Raw genomic sequence first — 16423 nt, 5'->3', positions numbered from 1 at the left:
CGACCAGTCCGAGCGAAGGAGCAGTACATGACCCGGCTTGCGGACCGTCTGTTGTCCCTGTTCGTTCCGACCACCTCCGCGGCGGCGGCGTCGTCGTTCTGCGAGTACTCCTGCCAGTCCTCCTACATCGGAAGGATGTGCTACTGGGTCTGGCAGTCCAGCGGCGGCTACGTGAAGCAGTGCCGCGGCTGCGGCACCTGCTGAGTTCGCCGTCGCCGCCGGACCGGGTCCGTTCCGGTCCGGCGGCGCGCCGGCAGCGGCCGCACCGTGGAGGCGGATGTTCGTGCGCCCATCTCGTGCTCGGGTGCGCGCGTCGGCGTCGCCATCTTCTGCCCCCTCGTCCTCGCTGTTCTCACGATCTCCTTCGACGACGTCGCGGACCTCCTCTCCGACCGGTCGACGCCGGTCGGGACGGGTCCCGCGACGGAGAGGATCTGACGTGCCCTACCTCGTCGCCGCCGTCCTCGCCGTGGGTGTGCTCGGTCTGCTCAACCTCCTGCTGACCCTCGGGGTCGTCCGCACGCTCCGCCAGGTCAGCGCCGTCCCGGGCCCGCACGACGCCGTGCTGCCGGTCGGAAGCACGGCTACGGACTTCTTCCCCAGCGGTGCGTCCCGGGTCATCGCCGTCGTCATGGGCACCCGCGAGGCGGCTGCCGCCGTGCTGGGTGAGCTGACGCCGGTCCCGATCCCGTGACCACGCCGCCACCCGGCGGGATGCCACCCGCCGCCGGACCGACGGCGCCGGACGTGTCGCCACGGGCGGCCGCGCTGATGGCCGTCCGCATCGCCTGGCTGGCCTCGCCCCGCGCCGTGGTGCTGCTGGCCGTCTCGGCGCTGGTCGGTGCCGCGGCTCCGGTCGCCGTCACCTGGTTGACCCGGGCCGTGATCGACCAGATCGTCGCCGGCGGACCGGCCGGTCTCCTCGTCGGACTCGCCACCGGCGTGGCGCTCGCCGGCGTCGTGACCGCGACGCTGCCGCAACTGGACCAGTACCTGCAGGCCGAGTTGAACCGGACGGCGAGCCTGACCGCGATCGAACGGCTGCACGGGTCGGTCGGGCGGCTGATCGGGCTGGTCCGGTTCGAGCAGCCCGCGTTCCTCGACCGGCTCCAGATGGCGGTGATGTCCGAACGCGGACCCGCCGACGTCGTCGCCGGTGGTCTCGGCGCCGCCCGGTCCGTGCTCGCGCTGGTCGGTTTCCTGGTGTCGCTCGTGGTGATCAGCCCGGTGATGGCGGTCGTCGTCGTGGTCGCCGCGATCCCGGTGCTCTTCGCCGAACTCGCGCTGTCCCGCCGACGCGCCGACATGACGTTCACGATCAGTCCGAACGAGCGCCGTGAGCTGTTCTACCGCGAGCTGCTGCTGCGGGCCAACGCCGCGAAGGAGACCCGGCTCTTCGGGATCGCGGGCTTCCTGCAGAGGCGGATGCTCACCGAACGCCGCAAGGCCGACGCCGCGCGCCGCGCCGTCGACCGCCGGGAGCTCGCCGTGCAGGGCGGGCTCGCGCTGCTCGGCGCCGCGGTCGCCGGCGGCGGCCTGGTGTGGGCGGTCCGGGCCGCCCGGCAGGGTGACCTGTCGATCGGCGACATCGCGCTGTTCATCGGTGCGACCGCCGGAGTGCAGAGCGCGCTGTCGAACGCGATCGGGCAGTTCACGCTGCTTCATCAGAAGTTCCTGATCTTCGACCACTACCGTGCCGTGGTCACCGGCCCGTCCGACCTACCGGCCGTCGCGCACCCCCGGCAGGCGCCACCGCTGCGCGAGGGCATCGAGCTGCGCGACGTGTGGTTCCGGTACACACCGGACGCGCCCTGGGCGCTGCGCGGCGTCAACCTGACGATCCCCGTCGGCCGGGCGACCGCGCTCGTCGGGCGGAATGGTTCCGGGAAGAGCACGCTGATCAAGCTGCTGTGCCGGTTCTACGACCCGGAGCGGGGCGCGGTGTACTGGGACGGCGTCGACCTGCGCGACCTCGACCCGGCGTCGCTGCGGGAGCGGGTGACCGCCGTCTTCCAGGACTTCGTCGAGTACGACCTGACCGCGGCGGAGAACATCGGCGTCGGCGACGTCACCGCGATCGACGACGAGGACCGCATCCGCACCGCGGCGCAGCGGGCCGGTGTCGACGACGAACTCGCCGGTCTCCCGGCCGGCTATCAGACGCTGCTGTCGCGGATCTTCATGACCGAGACCGACCGCGAGGATCCCACCACCGGGGTGGTCCTCTCCGGCGGCCAGTGGCAGCGGCTCGCGGTCGCCCGCGCCTTCATGCGCGACGGCCGCGACCTGATGATCCTGGACGAGCCGTCGTCCGGCATGGACGCCGAGGCGGAGTACCGCATCCATGCCGGACTGCAGCGGCACCGCGCCGGGCGCACCAGCGTGCTCATCTCCCACCGTCTCGGCTCGATCCGGAACGCCGACGCCATCGCGGTGATGGACGACGGCGTCGTCGTGGAGGAGGGCACGCACGCCGACCTGATGAACACCGGCGGGATCTACGCTCACCTGTTCCTGCTGCAGGCCACCGGCTACCTCGAAGATCAAGCGACGGTCGAGGCGGCACCGTGAACATCGTCGCGGCGCTGGCACCGATCGGTGGCGTGCTCGCCGCCGCGGTGTGGGTCCGGCGGAACCTGGTGGTGGTCCGGGTCACCGGCTTCAGCATGGAGCCCACGTACCGTTCCGGTGACCGGGTCCTGGTGCGTCGCTGCCACGTCTCCGCGGTCCGGGCCGGGCAGGTGATCGTGATCCTCGCGGGTAAGCGACTGGGCGGGCCGCCGCCCATCGACGACCCGTTCTGGGTCATCAAACGGGTCGCGGCCGCGCCGGGCGATCCCGTCCCCCGAACGCGGGTACCGGCGTTGGGTGCGGTCGCCGAGGACGTGGTGCCCGACGACTGCCTGGTCGTCCTCGGCGACAATCCGGCGGGGACGGACTCGCGTCAGTTCGGCTACTTCGCCGGCGGCAACCTCCTCGGCGCCGTCGTGCGTCCGCGGGCACAGCGGCGGCAGTCTGCACGGATCTGCTGCGGACACGGCTGATGTGTGCGATGACCCTGTTGACGTTGCCGGCGCCGTCCAGGGGAGATCGCGGTGAGAGTGGGGTCCACCGACGTCAGTGCGTTCGCCCGGACGTTCGGGGCGGCAGTGCGGCGTGCCCCCGTCGGCCCACCGGGTGTGGGTCACGGCGTGAAGCGGGTGGTGGCGGCAGTGGTGGTCCTGGTGCTGGCGGCCGGCGGCTGTGTCGGGTCCCGCGCCGACGAATCGCTGCCGGAGCGGGTCAACGCACTCCCGGCGGGGGTGACCGGGCTGGGCCCGGCCGTGTTCTTGACGCCGGACGGGTCGCGCACCGACCTCCCCGGGCTGCGGGCGGTCGCGCGTTTCGGCGACGAGATCGCCGGTGTCGCGCCCGTCCGGCAGCACGTGCGGCTCGCGCAGGGGAACCCCACGCTGCCGACCGTTGCCCGGTGGCCGGGCGACGAACGGCGATCGGCCTTGTTGAGCGGAGGGCGGGTATTCGATGTGACGCTGCCGGACTCCGTCCACCCCGATCGCGTGTTCCCCCTCTCGGCCACGGTCACCGCCACCGGCACCGGCTGCCTCACCATCGGACCGGATCGGCGAACCAACCGGCCCGCGGGTACCTGCGAACTCGCTCGTGACGGTGGGGCGTACTGGGCCGAGGGGGCGAGCGCGCGCTTCGGCGGCATCGATCTGGCGTCCGGCGCGCCGTCGAAGGCGGTGGGGCTGCCGGAGTATCCGACCGCGGTGTCGTCGGACGGCCGGTACCTGGCGGCGAAACGGTCGGGCTCGCTCGTGATCGCCGACACGGCGACGGGCGCCGTGCGCACGACCGTCCCGGCGTTCACGCGGGGTGTGTTCGCCGAGGGGGCGTTCGTCGCCGTGCATCTGGTGCGAGGGCTCCGGGCGCTCAGCCTGATCAGCCCGGCGGGTACGGTCCGGACGCTGGTGCGCCCGGTCGGTGACGTGTCGTTGGCCCGGGACGGGCGCTACGCCGTGGCGACGGCGGACGCCCGCCTGCTCGTCGTCGACCTTCCGAGCGGGAAGGTCCGCCCCATCATCGGCGGGCCGGCGGACCTCGGGAGAGTCACCGCGACGTTCGCGGGGGACTACGCGCTGATCGCGGAGGTGGACGAGGATCCCGACCTCGGGACGCCGTCGCCCACCCGCGTCTGGTCGTCGGATCTGGCCATCGCTCAGCTCCGTGCGGTGAAGGCGACGCCGGCGGCTACCGGTGTCGCCGGGATGGACGCGGATTCCCCGGCCGGACTGCGGTTCTCACCCGGGGGTGAAGTTCTCACACTCACTGCGGGTGGTGACGTCACCAGGGCACCGTCGCACGCGCAGCCGAGGCTCGCGCTGACCCGTGGCCGCATGCTGTACGAGCGGAACGACGCCCTCCTCGTGGCGGACATCTACGGCCGACGCACCGAGCTCCTCGACGTCGGCGACGATCAACGGCTCGGCGAGATCGTCGCGACCCCGGACGGAAGACACGTCGTCGTGTCGCTCCGCGATGGCGCCGGCGGCCGGGCGTCGCTCGGCGCGCGGGACCAGATCGTCCTCGTGCGCCTGGACGGGTCGGCTGACCCGCTGGTGCTCTACCGCTCGGCGGTGCTCGCCAGCATCGGTCTCCTCGAGTGACGTCCGAACTCCCGAAGCGCAGACGATCCGTGCGGTACGACCGACGCGTGGCGCCCGGCAGTTGAGCGCGTCACTCGTCAGCCGTTCTCGAGGCCGAAGGCGCGGCTGAGCGCGTCGAGAGTGAATTGGTTACGCAGTTTGCACGCGCTGTTCTGGTTGGCGAACATTCCGCGCTGCCAGATCGCCTGATCGCGGTCGCGGGTATGGATCCACTCCACGGGGACGATGTACTCGGCGTGGTCCGGGTCGATCGGTTCGCCGAGCCGGTAGGACCCCTGCAGGGCGAGGTCGGTGAACTGCTGCCGGTCGAGGTTGATCGTCAGGACCGCGTCGGTGGATGTCTGAGCGGGGCCGGCGACGATTCCGACGCCGACGTACCCGTTCTTGGGAATATGGACGAAGATGCGGGCGCCGACCGGAAGCGCTCGTAGCGTCTTGGTGAACCATGTCCCGCCGCCGGCCGAGACGAAGCCGTAGCTGCGCGCGTCGTCCCAATTCCGTGAGCCGGCCTCTTCGCCGAACGCGACGTACCAGTCCTGTCCGTTCCACTCCTCGCGAGTGCCGCGGCGTGTGCCCGTCGGGCGGCCGCCGATGCTGGGCGCGTCGTCGAGAAGCCAGGTACGGGCTAGGTAGGAGCGATCTGCGTCGGTGAAGTAGCGGAAGAACAAGACATTGACCGGTACAGCGAAGCCGGTGTTGAGGTAGGACACGATGCGTTCGGTCGCTGGGTCGATGTCACTGGCGACGATCGTCAGATGCTGGCGGGTGTTGAGTTCGTCGGGCGGGGCTGCTCCGAACCGCTCGGCGAAGGCCGCCTCGAACGGGAGGCCGGGCCGGTAGCCGGCGAACACTTCATGGACGTCGGAGTGGCTGAGCCCGACCACCCAGGATCCGTAGTCCAGGGTCTGCGCTACGACTTCCCGCGGCGTCCGGGCGCGTTTGAGCTCCAGGACGTGCAGACCACCCTCGGCATCGACCGCGAGCAGGTCGATGAACGTGCCGTAGCCGGTCGGCACCTGTCGGCCGATCAGCAGCAAGGGTTCGCCGAGGATTGCCGGGTCGGTCTCGATGAGCTGCTCGAGCTGGGACTCCAGCGGCACACCCGTGGGCGCCAGACGAGATGGCGGGTCGGTATCAGCGCGCCACAGCGCGATTTCGACCGGCATGATCCCCCCGAAATATGCGCGCCAGAGCGTCTCTACGAGCGATAATACCTATTTGGGCCTTTCGTCGATTCGGAGGTTGGATCCTCCCCCGACTGGCAGAGCAGTCAGTACGTCAACCGGTCGCGGACCCGGAACGGCGGTCGACCACCGGCGCGCCACGACGCTGACCACCGCGGGCGGGAGAAGACGCCCGCCGCCCCCGATCAGCAACAAGCACCTTGTACGACAGCGCCTCAGCTGGGCTCGCCACGGGGCGGCGAGCTCTGCCGCGCGCTCGCGAGGTGAGCGGGCGTCGGCCCTGGAGAGGCGTGGGGGGCGCCGCGCATCGCGGCGCGGAACGCGATCGGTGTGGTGCCCGTGCGCTGGTGGAAGTACTTGGTGAAGTTCGTGGCACTGCTGAAGCCGAGCCGGACCGCGACCTGCGCGGCGGTCTGATCGCTGTGCGCGAGAAGACGCTTGGCCTCCAGGACCGCGCGCTGGTCGATGAAATCCTTCGCGTTGATCCCCACCGCCGCCCGGGTGGCCCGGGACAGCGTGCGGCTGGAGTAGCCGAGCGTGCGCGCGTAGTCCTCCAGCCGCCGGGTGCGCACGAACGCGTGCTCGACCGCGTCGCGGAAGCGCCGGAACGTGTCGCCCGGTTCCGACGTGCTGTCGCCCGGGACGAACGCCAGCCGCAGCAGCAGTACCGCGAGCAGGTGCCGCAGCACGGTCTGACGGATGTCGAGCGGCAGACCTCCTGGCGCCTCGAACGCCCGGGAGAGATGCACGGCCGCGTCGGTCAACCGCTGCCGCTCGTCCTCGGCCGGCTGGTAGACGACCGGAGCGTAGGTGTCCCCGAGCCGCGCGGCGGCCACCGTGGCGGAATCGAGAAAATCGGGTTCGAACAGGATGAGCGTGCCGCCGACGTCACCGAGCTCGCCCCACTGCTGCACCTGCCCCGGCCGCACCCACAGCCAGTCGCCCGACGACACGGTGTAGCCGGTGAAGTCGACCGTGTGCCGCAACGAACCGCGCTCGATCGTCAGCAGGTGATGGAAGGTCGGCCGCCGCGGCGGACCGGACACGACCCGGGACCGGAACTGCGCCAGGCTCAGGACCTCGACGCCACGCGAGACCCCGGCCGGCGCAGCGAAGCCGATCTCCCGGATCGCTTGGCGGTTTTTGACCATCACAGGTCACTACCGTACCCGGTCACATCACCGTCCCTCTCCTACGTTGGGACCAACGGAACAGGAGAGTGAAATCATGACCACCACCAAGAACGTCGTTCTGACCGCCACCGGCCAGCTGTTCGGCGACAAGGACGCGACCGCCGTCGACCGCTGGGTCTCCCCCGACTACGTCCAGCACAGCAGCCTCGCCGCCGACGGCCCCGAGGGCATCCGCGGGCTCGTCGAGAACCTGCCCGACGGCTTCCGCTACGACCTGCACCGGGTCGTCGCCGACGGTGACCTGGTCGCCCTGCACGGCACCTACCACGGCTTCGGGCCCGACCCGCTCGTCGCCTTCGACATCTTCCGTGTGGCCGACGGCGTGCTCGCCGAGCACTGGGACGCGCTCACTCCGGTCGTCGCCGAGACGGTGTCCGGCCGCTCGCAGACCGACGGCCCCACCGAGGTCACCGACCTGGACCAGACCGACGCCAACCGGGAACTGGTGGCCGGCTTCGTCGAGAACGTGCTCAAGGGCGGCAAGGTCGACCTGCTCACCGAGTACCTCAGCACCGAGAGCTACGCCCAGCACAACGTCGCCATCGGCGACAACCTCGACGGGCTCGGATCCGCGCTCCAAGCGCTGGCCGACCAGGGCATCGCGATGGTCTACGACACCGTCCACCAGGTGATCGCCGAGGGCAACTTCGTGCTCACGGTGTCCGAGGGCAGGTTCGGGCCGACCCCGACCGCGTTCTACGACCTCTTCCGCGTCGACGCCGGGAGGATCGTCGAGCACTGGGACGTCACCCCCGAGATCCCGGCCACCCTGCCCCACGGGAACAGCCTGTTCTGATCGGCATCGGGCCGTGTCGGCGGCTGATCGACGTCGATCAGCCGCCCCGGCCTTCGCCCCGATCGCCCAGGCGGTGCTCGAGCCGCCGGGTGGCCGCGTGCCGGTCCGTCCGACCGCCGCGGGTCCAGCGCACAGGCACGCCGCGAATCGTCGGACTGGGGTGGGCCCGGCGGCGCCGACGCACCCCCCTCGGCAGGGTCGAACTACGCCGGCCGCAGGTCCGGCGGACCGAGTTCGATCTGGGTCGACCCGTCTCCGGTCGGTCGGATGCCCGCGACCACGCGGTATCCACGGGTTCCGGTGGGGCGGGCTCGACCGGTCCGAACGTGTCGGTCCGGGCTCATTGGCCCACGGTGACCTCACCGGGCGAACGCCGGGGGCACCCGCGGATCGCGTACGTGAGGAGACCGGCCGCCGCCAGCACCACGGCCACGACCGCGGCGGCGCGGCTGCTGTCCGGCTGCAGCTGCCAGAACAGAAGCTGCCGTTCGACCCCGCCCGCGGCGGCGGCCGCGCCCATCACCTGGATACCGGTCCAGACGACCGGGACGAGCCAGGCGAGCTGGGCGCCGGTGAGCGCGGCGCCCAGACCGATCAGTCCGGTCAGACCGGCGCCGTTGCGAACGATCTGCCATCCGGTTCCGAATTCGATGCCCAGGGCCGCGGCGACGGTCAGTAGCGCGACCCCTCCGCCGAACAGCGCGACCAGGTGCGCGGCCCGGCGGGGCGGCCACGGCAGGGCGGCGGTCGACTCGAGGGCGTCGTCGTCGCCGCTCAGCGTCGGGATCAGCGGGGCCAACGCCAGGAGGCCCACGCCGACGGCAAGGTTCGCGGGTGTCGCCGGGCTGTCCGAGAACAGCCGCCAGACGCCGGCCACCACCGCGACCGCGACCGCTGAGAAGGCGACGGCCGCCGGGAGACGTCGGGAACGCACGTACAGCACCGTCCAGCGGATCATGCGGCGCTCGTCCCGGTGAGGATGGCGGTCAGGTTGGTCGTCCGACAGGCGTTGGCGGCGTCACGCAACGCCGTCACGCGGCGGATCTGCTCCTTCTCGGGAGCCTCTCGTAGTTTTCGCAGCACCGGCTGGTAGTCGTCGGGGAACAGCTTCAGACCGAAGACGAAATCCTTCACGTCGAGGGTGTCGCCGCCGGCGAGCCAGGCACCGGCCGCCCACAACGCGTCCGGGTCGTTGAGCCGGCAGCCGTTGGCGGTCGTGCCCGCGCCGTTGAGGATGCTGGCCTCGATGTCGGTGTCCCGGTCCTGATCGGCCAGGTCGAGCCGGAAGAACACGGTGCCGGGCTCGGTCTTCGGGGTGTCGCTCAGATAGTCGAAGTCGTCGCCGGTGCCGACGGTGTCGGCGTGCCATTCGACGATCCGCGTCGGCGCGTCCGGGAGTTTGGCCAGCTTCGTCAGCGCGGCGCGCGCCTGGGGAACCACCGACGGCAGCAGGTAGGCGTGCACCGCGGTGACACACACCTGCGGACCATTGTTCGCGCAGACCAGACGCTGAGCCGCGGCGTCGATCTGGTTGGTGGGTCGCGACGCGGCGGTCGGCGACACCACCATCATCACCGCCACACCGGCCGCCACCGCGACCGGGCCACCGGCGCGGATGAGCCGGGAGGCGCCGACCGTCAGCAGAGCGCCCCCGGCCAGCAGGCCGAGACCGAGGGCCAGCCGGCCGAGGACCGCCGCCCGGCTGGCCGTCTCCCAGTCGGCACCCAGCGGCTGGACCAGCATCGACAGGGCAGCCAGCGGGGTGGCCGAACCGTCGGGCCCGGTGATCGTGTCACCGGCCAGCTGGACCACCAGACCGATGACGGCCAAGGCCGGCGGGACCATCGGGGACGGCCAGGCCCGGCCGACGCCGATCCCGACCCAGACGGCACCGGCGAGGACGGTGACGTCCACCAGCATCGACAGCAGACCGGCGACACCGAGATAGCTGCCGTTGACCGCGACCACCACGGCGTCCACGGTCACGACGAGCAGATACCCGACGGTCGTCGCGATCGTGAGGGCGGCGATCCCGGGCGTGACCCGGTGCCAACGCGGTCGCCCGGTGCTGCTGATGAGCTCGTCGGCGCGGGTCAGCCCGTCCCGGCGGCCGAACATCGCGCCCCCGGCCAGTGCCAGCGGCGCCAGGACGAACATCGCGGACGTCGCCACGATGGCCAACGAGTTCCATTGGCGCCACCAGTGGCCGGTCTCGCCGGCGAACCAGGCCGCGGCGACGACACCGACGACGAGCCCGAGGGCGCGCGCGTTCGAGCGGCGCAGCTCGATGCGCGTCGGACCGGCCATCAGACACCGTCCCGATGGCGCTGGAGCAGGAGGGAGTAGCCGCGCTCGGCCGGGCTGTCGCCGATCCCGCCGTCGTCACCGAGGCGGATCAGGTCGGCCGGCACACCCTGGAAGACACTCGAGCCGGCCGCCATCACGACCACGTCGGTGCAGGCCGCCACGACGTCTTCGACCAGGTGCGTGGAGACCACGACACAGCTGTCGGCGCCGAGGTCGCGGAGCAGGCCGCGGAACTCGACCCGCTGCTCCGGATCGAGTCCGACCGTCGGCTCGTCGAGCAGCAGCACCGCGGGATCGTTGACGATCGCCTGCGCGATCCCCGCACGGCGCAGCATGCCGCCGGACAGCGACTTCAGCCGGGAGTCGGCGCGGTCGGTCAGGCCGACCCGGTCGATCGCGCGTTGGGTCGCCGCCGGCACCGCCCGCTTCGGCATCTCCCGTAACCAGGCCATGTACTCGACGTAGTCGCGCACGGTGAACTTGGGGTAGAAGCCGAAGTGCTGAGGCAGGTAGCCGAGCTTGGTACGCAGTTGCCGCAGACCGTCGCTACGCCGCGCGTCCGTGCCGAGCAGGCGCAGGACACCGTCCTCCGGCTTGATCACCGTGGACAGGGCACGCATGAGAGTGGTCTTGCCGGCGCCGTTCGGGCCGAGCAGACCGTGCACGCCGGTGCTCAGCGACAGGTTCAGGTCGTTCACCGCGCGGTGCTTACCGGCCTTCACCCGCAGCCCCGCGGCGTCGATCGACCAGGCGTACCCGGGCGGCTGAATCTCGTGATCGCTGACTGCGCGGATCATCGGAACTCCTATCTCCAGCTGTTCAGGCGCCGCATGGCGCCTGAACGCAGCAAAGTCAGAACGGGCATGAGGACACCGGCGACGGCCCAGACGGGCACGCTCGCCGGCTGGATCAGCACCGGTGACACACCGGCGACGACGGCCGGCGTCGCGATCGCGAGGACCCAGCCGCCGCCCAGCACGGCCGCGGCCCGAGACACGCCGACGAGGCTGCCCAGCAGGAGCGTCGCCGAGGTGAAGGTGAGACAGGGCAACAGCCACAGGGCCGGGGCCCGGCCGAGGGCCCAGCCGACGACCGCCAGCGGGGGAACCACCGCGGCCAGCACCACCAGAGAGCGGCGCAGCAGCAGGTCCAGGCCGGCCCGTGCGGTTCCGGCCACCGCCTCCCAGCCCGGGTCGCCGTGGTGCGACCAGGCGAGCGCCAGGCCGGCCAGCGGCGCGACCGGCGCGAGGAGCAGCACCAGCGACGGCCGGTCGGGATACTCCCGGTCCAACACGAAAGCGGCGAGGAGCGCCAGCACCGTGACGACCGCCGGAGCCACCAACGACCAGCTCGTCCATCGTCGCCACGCGGGCTGCCAGGCGCGCCGGCGCACCGGAGCGGTCACCGGCCAGTGCGCCGCGATGCCCGCCCGTCCGGCGTCGACCATCGCCTCGACGTCCGGCCCGGCCATGTCTCCGAGCCGCATCACGCACACCGGGCAGCTGTCCACATGCGCCTCGACCGTCCACGACGACGCGTCGTCGAGCTCGCCACGGGCGTAGGCGGCGAGCGATTTCCCCGGAACATGACTGGTCACGACAGAGCCCCCCGCAATGCGATCTTCGCCCGCCGCGCGCGCGTCTTGACGGTTCCTTCCGGCACCCCGAGCAGCACCGCGGTCTCCCGGACGGTGAGGCCGTCCAGCACCATGGCGCGCAGGACCTCGCGCAGGTCCGGGGCGAGGGCGGCGAGCGCCGCGCCGAGCTCGTCCCCCACCGCGCCGGCCAGCGCCTCGTCCTCGGCCGGGGGCGCGCTGCGGGCCGGCAGCTCGTCGGTCGGCACCTCCCGGACACGCTGCCGCGCCCGTAACGCGTCGACGAGCCGACGCGCCGCGATGGTCCAGAGCCAGCCCGCTCCCCCGGCCCCGCGCACCGACCCGAAGGATCCGGCCGTACGCCACACGCTCAGAAAGGTGTCCTGCAGGACCTCGGCCACCAGGCCTTCGTCGGCGCAGCGCCGGCGGAGACGCATCGCGAGATAGGGCGACGTACGCCGGTAGAGCTCGTCGAAGGCGTCCCGGTCCCCCCGCGCGATGCGCCGGAGCAGCTGCTCCTCGGTGACGACGGTCGGTTTCACATCCGACTGATCGTCCGGCGCCGAGCGTCGGGTTTCCTAGGCCTCTGTGCCCTAGGTCACACCGAGCGGCGGTGCGCCTTCGCGGTCCGCACCACGAGCAGGCCCTGTCGGACGCTGGTCACCCGCTCGGGTTGGGGCGTCGCTCGTGATCTCGGGGAGCCGCGTGACAAGTTTGTCCGGGCCATTACCGTCGCACCTGAATTGTCCGGCGGGAAGCGGAGAAACCATGCGGCACTGGGGTGCGATCGCCGAAACGGCCGAAGCCGAGTCGCTCTACGCGCTGGCCTCGGGCACGAGCCCGGCCGACCGGGAGACGTTCGGGATCGCCGCGACCCGGCTCGGCGGCGGCGTCGTGGTATCGACGCCGGAGGACCCGACCGGCTTCTGGACGAAGGTCCTCGGACTGGGCGTCACCGAACCGGTGACCGCCGGCGTGGTGGACGCCGCCGTGGACTTCCTCACCGCTCACGGAAGCACCCGGGCCACCTTCCAGATCGCCCCGGACCGGCTGCCGGACGACTGGGACGACATCGCCGCCCGGCACGGGATCAACGCCGGCTCGTCGTGGGTGAAACTGGCCTGCCCGATGGCCGCGTTCCGACCCGGAGAAACCGGATTACGGGTGCGCCCGGTCACCGACGCGGACGCCGACCGGGCCGCAGCGGTGATCGCCGCGGGCTTCGGCATGGACCCGACGCTGGTCGCCGGCCTGTACGCGCCCGCCTGGCGGTCGGGCGAGTTCCTGGGCTTCGCGGCGTGGGACGACGACGAGATGGTGGCGGCCGCCGCGACCCGGCTCGCGCCACCGACCGCATCGATGTACGGCGCGGCGACGCTACCCGGGCACCGGGGCCACGGCGCACAGTCCGCACTGCTCGCCGCCCGGGCGGCCGTGGCCGAGACGGCCGGTTGCGAGGTGCTGGTCGCGGAGACGTACGTCCCGCCGGTCGAGGGCACGAACCCGTCGCTGAACAACATGATCAGGGCCGGGTTCGAGGTGCTGTACGTCCGGGTGAATCAGGTCTGGGTCAACCGCGGGCGGTGAAGCAGAACGGCCGGCCGCACCCTCGAACGCCGATCACGGACGATCGGACGCGGTGACCGGATCACCGGGCGGCACGTCACGCGATTCGTCGGCCGCGATCGTCACGTCGATTCGGGTGAGGACGTCGTCGACGGTCTCCGCCATCGGTCGTGGTTCCGGCTCGGTCAGCCATTCCTCAAGCGCGACGTGGAACACGAGCGCTCCCACCTCGGCGTGAAGCGTGGCGCTGAGTGGCGACTCGCCACGCTCGACGAACGCCGTGCGGGCGCTGAGGACGAGGTCGGCGCGCTTGCGGGCGTCGCGGTCACGGAGTGAGTCGTTCGCGTTGATGATTCGCCTCCACGCGGCCGTCCGCTCCCTCTGACCGTCGAACCGCGCCGCCGCCACCTGATGGAGAACGTGCCTGATGACGTCCATCGGCCGCAACTCGGGCGGCGCTTCGCGGATGAGGGCCGCGGCCATGTCGGGGACCTCACTCCCACCGAAGAGCACTTCGCGTTTGTCGGCGAAGTACCGGAAGAACGTCCGCGTGGTCAGGCCGGCGCGCGCCGTGATCTGCGGCACGGTCGTCGCCGTGTACCCCTGCTCGGAGAACAGCTCCAACGCCGCTCGTTCGAGCCTGCTGCGCGTATCGGGAGCCCATCGCATGGACCGATGGTAAGCGATGACACGACGTGTCATAGTGAGGTGATGACACGACGTGTCATCGCTACCTAGGAAGAAGCACATGAGCCCCCAGAAGACGTTCCTCGTGTTCGGCGCGACCGGACAGACCGGCAAACACTTCACCTCTATCGCGCTGGACGACGGGCACCGGGTCAGGGCGCTGGTGCGCAACCCCCGCAAGCTCGCGACCGACAGCCCGAACCTCGAGATCCACCAGGGATCCATCACCGACGACCTCGACCTCGACCGGCTCGCCGACGGCGTCGACGCCGTCATCTGCCTGCTGGGCGACAAAGAGCTGCAGAAGTCGCAGAAAATCAACACGCCGTTCGTGCGCAACCTCGTTCCCGCCCTGCGACGCGCCGGCGTCGCCCGATTCGTCTACCAGGCCGGCGGCCTCAGCGCCCCGCCCGGCCGACGACTGCCGCTCTACCTCCGGGCCGTCCGGAACAGCATCGCCCGCGGCTACATCGGCCAGCACGAGGACAACGAAGCGGTCATGCGATACCTCGCCGACGAGGCGATGGACATCGAGTGGATCGTCCACCGCGCGGGAATCGGCTCGGACGGCCCGTCGAAGGGTGTCCTCGAACGGTCCGCCAAAGCCATCAGCATCGCGACGTTCGTCGACTGCGCGTCCTACACGTACCGACTCGTCACGGACCCGACGGCCGTCCACACCTGCGATCCGAGCGCCTACCGTAAGCCCCGGTGACCCCGACAGCGCGGCCGGGCCCGGAGAGCGAGACGGTCCGCCGCTGCTCAGCGCGCTGGTCACACGCCACGATCGAGGCGATGTCCACCGCGCAACCGGTCGACACAGAGGCGAGCAGCCGTCTGCTGACGGCAAGCCTCACGTGGGTACCGTTCACGCGGCGGTCCAGCCAACTACACCGCCCTCACCGTCTACCGCGACAACACCGCCCACCGCCCACCGTCGACATGCTCGTCGCCGACGGCATTCTGGCTCCGAACTCGCGACGAGACCGAACCTTCGCGCGTCTACCCTCGCTCTACGCAACAGCGCCCCCGCGGGTAGGCCGCGGCCCGCCTCGAACGTGTAGACGCCTGGTGCGGCCTTCTCGACCTCGGCGGCGACGCGCTGGCCTTGGGTGGTCCGGATCTCGCCCTGGTCCCGCTGGATCGGCGTGGGCATCTGCCCGTGGATGTAGCCGGAGTAGAGCAGAACACCCAACGGATCACCGTACGGGCGGGGGCGGGCCGGCTCGCCGTTCTCGTCCGTGAGCCGAAGCCGGGCCGCCGCCTCCATCACCAGGCTGAGCACGCGTTGCCGCTCGTTGTCGGTCGGCTCGACACCGTCGCGACGGGACAGGAAAACCGCTGGGCCGTACGCGGACACGGGTGCTCCTTCAGTAAACGACGTGCGGCGAGCCGGGCACCGGCCGTACGGGACAGCTCGAGCGTTCCAGCGTCTGCCGAGGCACGCCCAAGGTCGTCACGCAAGCTCTCGACCGCGGTCAAAACTCGCAAGCACCGATATTCCCGGGCCGGAGATGCGGTCAGAACTCATGAACAAACGCGATCACGAACCGGTTCCGGCTCAATAAGTGTGAAGATCGCTTGGAGTTCGCGGTCGTAGTATTCGGGTCATGAGCGGCGCCGTTCCTGCGTGGGCGCATGAGAAAGCAAAGCTTCACTCCTATAACACCGAGTGGGTGGGGCTGGCGAGGGCGGAGAGTGGCCGCCTGAGCGATCTGCTGGCTCCGTGGCTGGTCGACGGAGTGGAGCACGTGGGCTCGACCGCCGTTCCCGGCCTCGCCGCGAAACCGATCGTCGATCTCATGGCGTCAGTCCGCGACATGGACGGCGTGGTCGGCCACTGTTCGAGGGACCTTCTTGCCGCTGGCTGGAGCTATGTGCCGCCCGAGCTGGATCGCCGACCGTGGCGGCGCTTCTTCGTCAAGCCCGACGCCGCCGGGAAACGCCGAGTCGCGCACCTGCATGTGATCACGGCCGGTCATGCCCGCTGGGCGGAGCAGCTGGCGTTCCGGGATGCGCTGCGGCGGAACGAGAGGCTGGCCCAGGAGTACGAGATCCTCAAGCGGCGCCTGAGCGAGGTCTATGGATCGGATCGGGAGGCGTATACCCGCGCGAAGTCCGACTTCATCAGGACAGTCCTGCGCCGGTGAGAGCGTCGCGTCAGCCCTGCGGCTGGTTAGCGCGCCAGGAGCACGCGTTTGCGGAGAAGGTCGAACCCGGTGCGGCCATTTTGATCCGATTGACGTTGCCCTCAACCGGTCCTGAACTGTGCGGCTGGCTCAGCCCGGCGGTGACCGCGGCCAGGTCGTTGGTCAAGCCGGTGGCGAACCGCGCGATCGGCGACGGCGTGGAGTCCTGAGCCGAGGTGATCCACTCGCCGAGACGGTGGCCGTGCAGGTGGGTGAGAATGTGCGCGGAGGAGCGCACCA

The 16423-nt window shown here is 71.0% G+C and carries 19 protein-coding genes; 9 read left to right on the top strand and 10 right to left on the bottom strand.

Annotation, left to right across the window (positions count from 1 at the left end; genetic code table 11):
- The first annotated feature begins 27 nt into the window (after positions 1-27).
- The 5 genes from CRYAR_RS47345 (at position 28) to CRYAR_RS17405 (ending at position 4667) form a co-directional block, all read left to right on the top strand.
- Positions 28-204, top strand: coding sequence for a hypothetical protein (locus CRYAR_RS47345; RefSeq protein ID WP_157017825.1), 177 nt, complete (start codon positions 28-30; stop codon positions 202-204).
- Between the two features lie 235 nt (positions 205-439).
- Entirely contained in the window at positions 440-694 is a 255-nt protein-coding gene (locus tag CRYAR_RS17420; protein ID WP_035852138.1) for a hypothetical protein, read from the top strand.
- A gap of 53 nt (positions 695-747) precedes the next feature.
- On the top strand, positions 748-2571 hold the full coding sequence (locus tag CRYAR_RS17415) for an ABC transporter ATP-binding protein (protein ID WP_211247507.1): 1824 nt from the start codon (positions 748-750) through the stop codon (positions 2569-2571).
- Positions 2568-3044: a S26 family signal peptidase gene (locus CRYAR_RS17410; protein ID WP_051570481.1), complete on the top strand. Its 477-nt coding sequence runs from the start codon at positions 2568-2570 to the stop codon at positions 3042-3044. Before CRYAR_RS17415 ends, CRYAR_RS17410 begins: the two co-directional genes overlap by 4 nt.
- 51 nt (positions 3045-3095) lie before the next feature.
- Positions 3096-4667 (top strand): hypothetical protein, encoded by a 1572-nt coding sequence (locus CRYAR_RS17405; protein WP_157017823.1) that lies wholly within the window; start codon positions 3096-3098, stop codon positions 4665-4667.
- Positions 4668-4744: 77 nt separating this feature from the next.
- Here CRYAR_RS17405 and CRYAR_RS17400 read toward each other — a convergent pair whose 3' ends face one another.
- Together CRYAR_RS17400 and CRYAR_RS17395 are read right to left on the bottom strand one after the other, a co-directional pair.
- A complete protein-coding gene (locus CRYAR_RS17400) occupies positions 4745-5833 on the bottom strand; it encodes a PDDEXK family nuclease (protein WP_035852130.1) in 1089 nt (362 codons plus the stop codon).
- A 233-nt stretch (positions 5834-6066) separates the two neighbouring features.
- Positions 6067-7002 (bottom strand): helix-turn-helix domain-containing protein, encoded by a 936-nt coding sequence (locus CRYAR_RS17395; protein WP_084700633.1) that lies wholly within the window; start codon positions 7000-7002, stop codon positions 6067-6069.
- 76 nt (positions 7003-7078) lie between these two features.
- Between CRYAR_RS17395 and CRYAR_RS17390 the strand changes: the two genes are divergently transcribed.
- A complete protein-coding gene (locus CRYAR_RS17390) occupies positions 7079-7840 on the top strand; it encodes a nuclear transport factor 2 family protein (protein WP_035852127.1) in 762 nt (253 codons plus the stop codon).
- A 340-nt stretch (positions 7841-8180) separates the two neighbouring features.
- Here the strand turns inward: CRYAR_RS17390 and CRYAR_RS17385 are convergent, their stop codons facing one another.
- Genes CRYAR_RS17385 through CRYAR_RS17365 form a run of 5 tightly spaced genes read right to left on the bottom strand, consistent with a single transcriptional unit; the run spans position 8181 to position 12283 of the window.
- Positions 8181-8798, bottom strand: coding sequence for a hypothetical protein (locus tag CRYAR_RS17385; RefSeq protein ID WP_035852126.1), 618 nt, complete (start codon positions 8796-8798; stop codon positions 8181-8183).
- Positions 8795-10147 (bottom strand): hypothetical protein, encoded by a 1353-nt coding sequence (locus CRYAR_RS17380; protein WP_035852113.1) that lies wholly within the window; start codon positions 10145-10147, stop codon positions 8795-8797. Before CRYAR_RS17380 ends, CRYAR_RS17385 begins: the two co-directional genes overlap by 4 nt.
- On the bottom strand, positions 10147-10944 hold the full coding sequence (locus CRYAR_RS17375; RefSeq protein WP_035852111.1) for an ABC transporter ATP-binding protein: 798 nt from the start codon (positions 10942-10944) through the stop codon (positions 10147-10149). Before CRYAR_RS17375 ends, CRYAR_RS17380 begins: the two co-directional genes overlap by 1 nt.
- An 8-nt stretch (positions 10945-10952) precedes the next feature.
- Complete coding sequence (locus tag CRYAR_RS17370; protein WP_035852109.1) at positions 10953-11744, bottom strand: zf-HC2 domain-containing protein; 792 nt, start codon at positions 11742-11744, stop codon at positions 10953-10955.
- A complete protein-coding gene (locus CRYAR_RS17365; RefSeq protein WP_035852106.1) occupies positions 11741-12283 on the bottom strand; it encodes an RNA polymerase sigma factor in 543 nt (180 codons plus the stop codon). The genes CRYAR_RS17370 and CRYAR_RS17365 overlap by 4 nt, the downstream gene beginning before the upstream one ends.
- A 226-nt stretch (positions 12284-12509) precedes the next feature.
- Here CRYAR_RS17365 and CRYAR_RS17360 point away from each other — a divergent pair, with 226 nt between their 5' ends.
- Entirely contained in the window at positions 12510-13328 is an 819-nt protein-coding gene (locus tag CRYAR_RS17360; protein ID WP_035852103.1) for a GNAT family N-acetyltransferase, read from the top strand.
- A gap of 33 nt (positions 13329-13361) precedes the next feature.
- Here the strand turns inward: CRYAR_RS17360 and CRYAR_RS17355 are convergent, their stop codons facing one another.
- Entirely contained in the window at positions 13362-13976 is a 615-nt protein-coding gene (locus CRYAR_RS17355; protein WP_063725725.1) for a TetR family transcriptional regulator, read from the bottom strand.
- A 79-nt stretch (positions 13977-14055) separates the two neighbouring features.
- Here CRYAR_RS17355 and CRYAR_RS17350 point away from each other — a divergent pair, with 79 nt between their 5' ends.
- On the top strand, positions 14056-14709 hold the full coding sequence (locus CRYAR_RS17350) for an NAD(P)-dependent oxidoreductase (RefSeq protein WP_035852100.1): 654 nt from the start codon (positions 14056-14058) through the stop codon (positions 14707-14709).
- Positions 14710-14862: 153 nt separating this feature from the next.
- Here the strand turns inward: CRYAR_RS17350 and CRYAR_RS17345 are convergent, their stop codons facing one another.
- On the bottom strand, positions 14863-15354 hold the full coding sequence (locus CRYAR_RS17345; RefSeq protein ID WP_035852097.1) for a hypothetical protein: 492 nt from the start codon (positions 15352-15354) through the stop codon (positions 14863-14865).
- A 250-nt stretch (positions 15355-15604) separates the two neighbouring features.
- On the opposite strand from CRYAR_RS17345, the gene CRYAR_RS17340 reads away from it, so the two are divergent.
- Positions 15605-16144 carry a GrpB family protein gene (locus CRYAR_RS17340; protein WP_035852094.1) on the top strand — a complete coding sequence of 180 codons (540 nt, stop codon included), beginning with the start codon at positions 15605-15607 and terminating at the stop codon, positions 16142-16144.
- A 10-nt stretch (positions 16145-16154) separates the two neighbouring features.
- Here the strand turns inward: CRYAR_RS17340 and CRYAR_RS17335 are convergent, their stop codons facing one another.
- Positions 16155-16421, bottom strand: a complete 267-nt coding sequence (locus CRYAR_RS17335; RefSeq protein ID WP_051570474.1) for a transposase — start codon at positions 16419-16421, stop codon at positions 16155-16157.
- Between the last annotated feature and the right edge of the window lie 2 nt (positions 16422-16423).

The organism is Cryptosporangium arvum DSM 44712 (assembly GCF_000585375.1).
GTDB lineage: Bacteria > Actinomycetota > Actinomycetes > Mycobacteriales > Cryptosporangiaceae > Cryptosporangium > Cryptosporangium arvum.
Note: the sequence above shows the minus strand (reverse complement) of the source record. Positions and strands in the feature narration are given on the sequence as shown.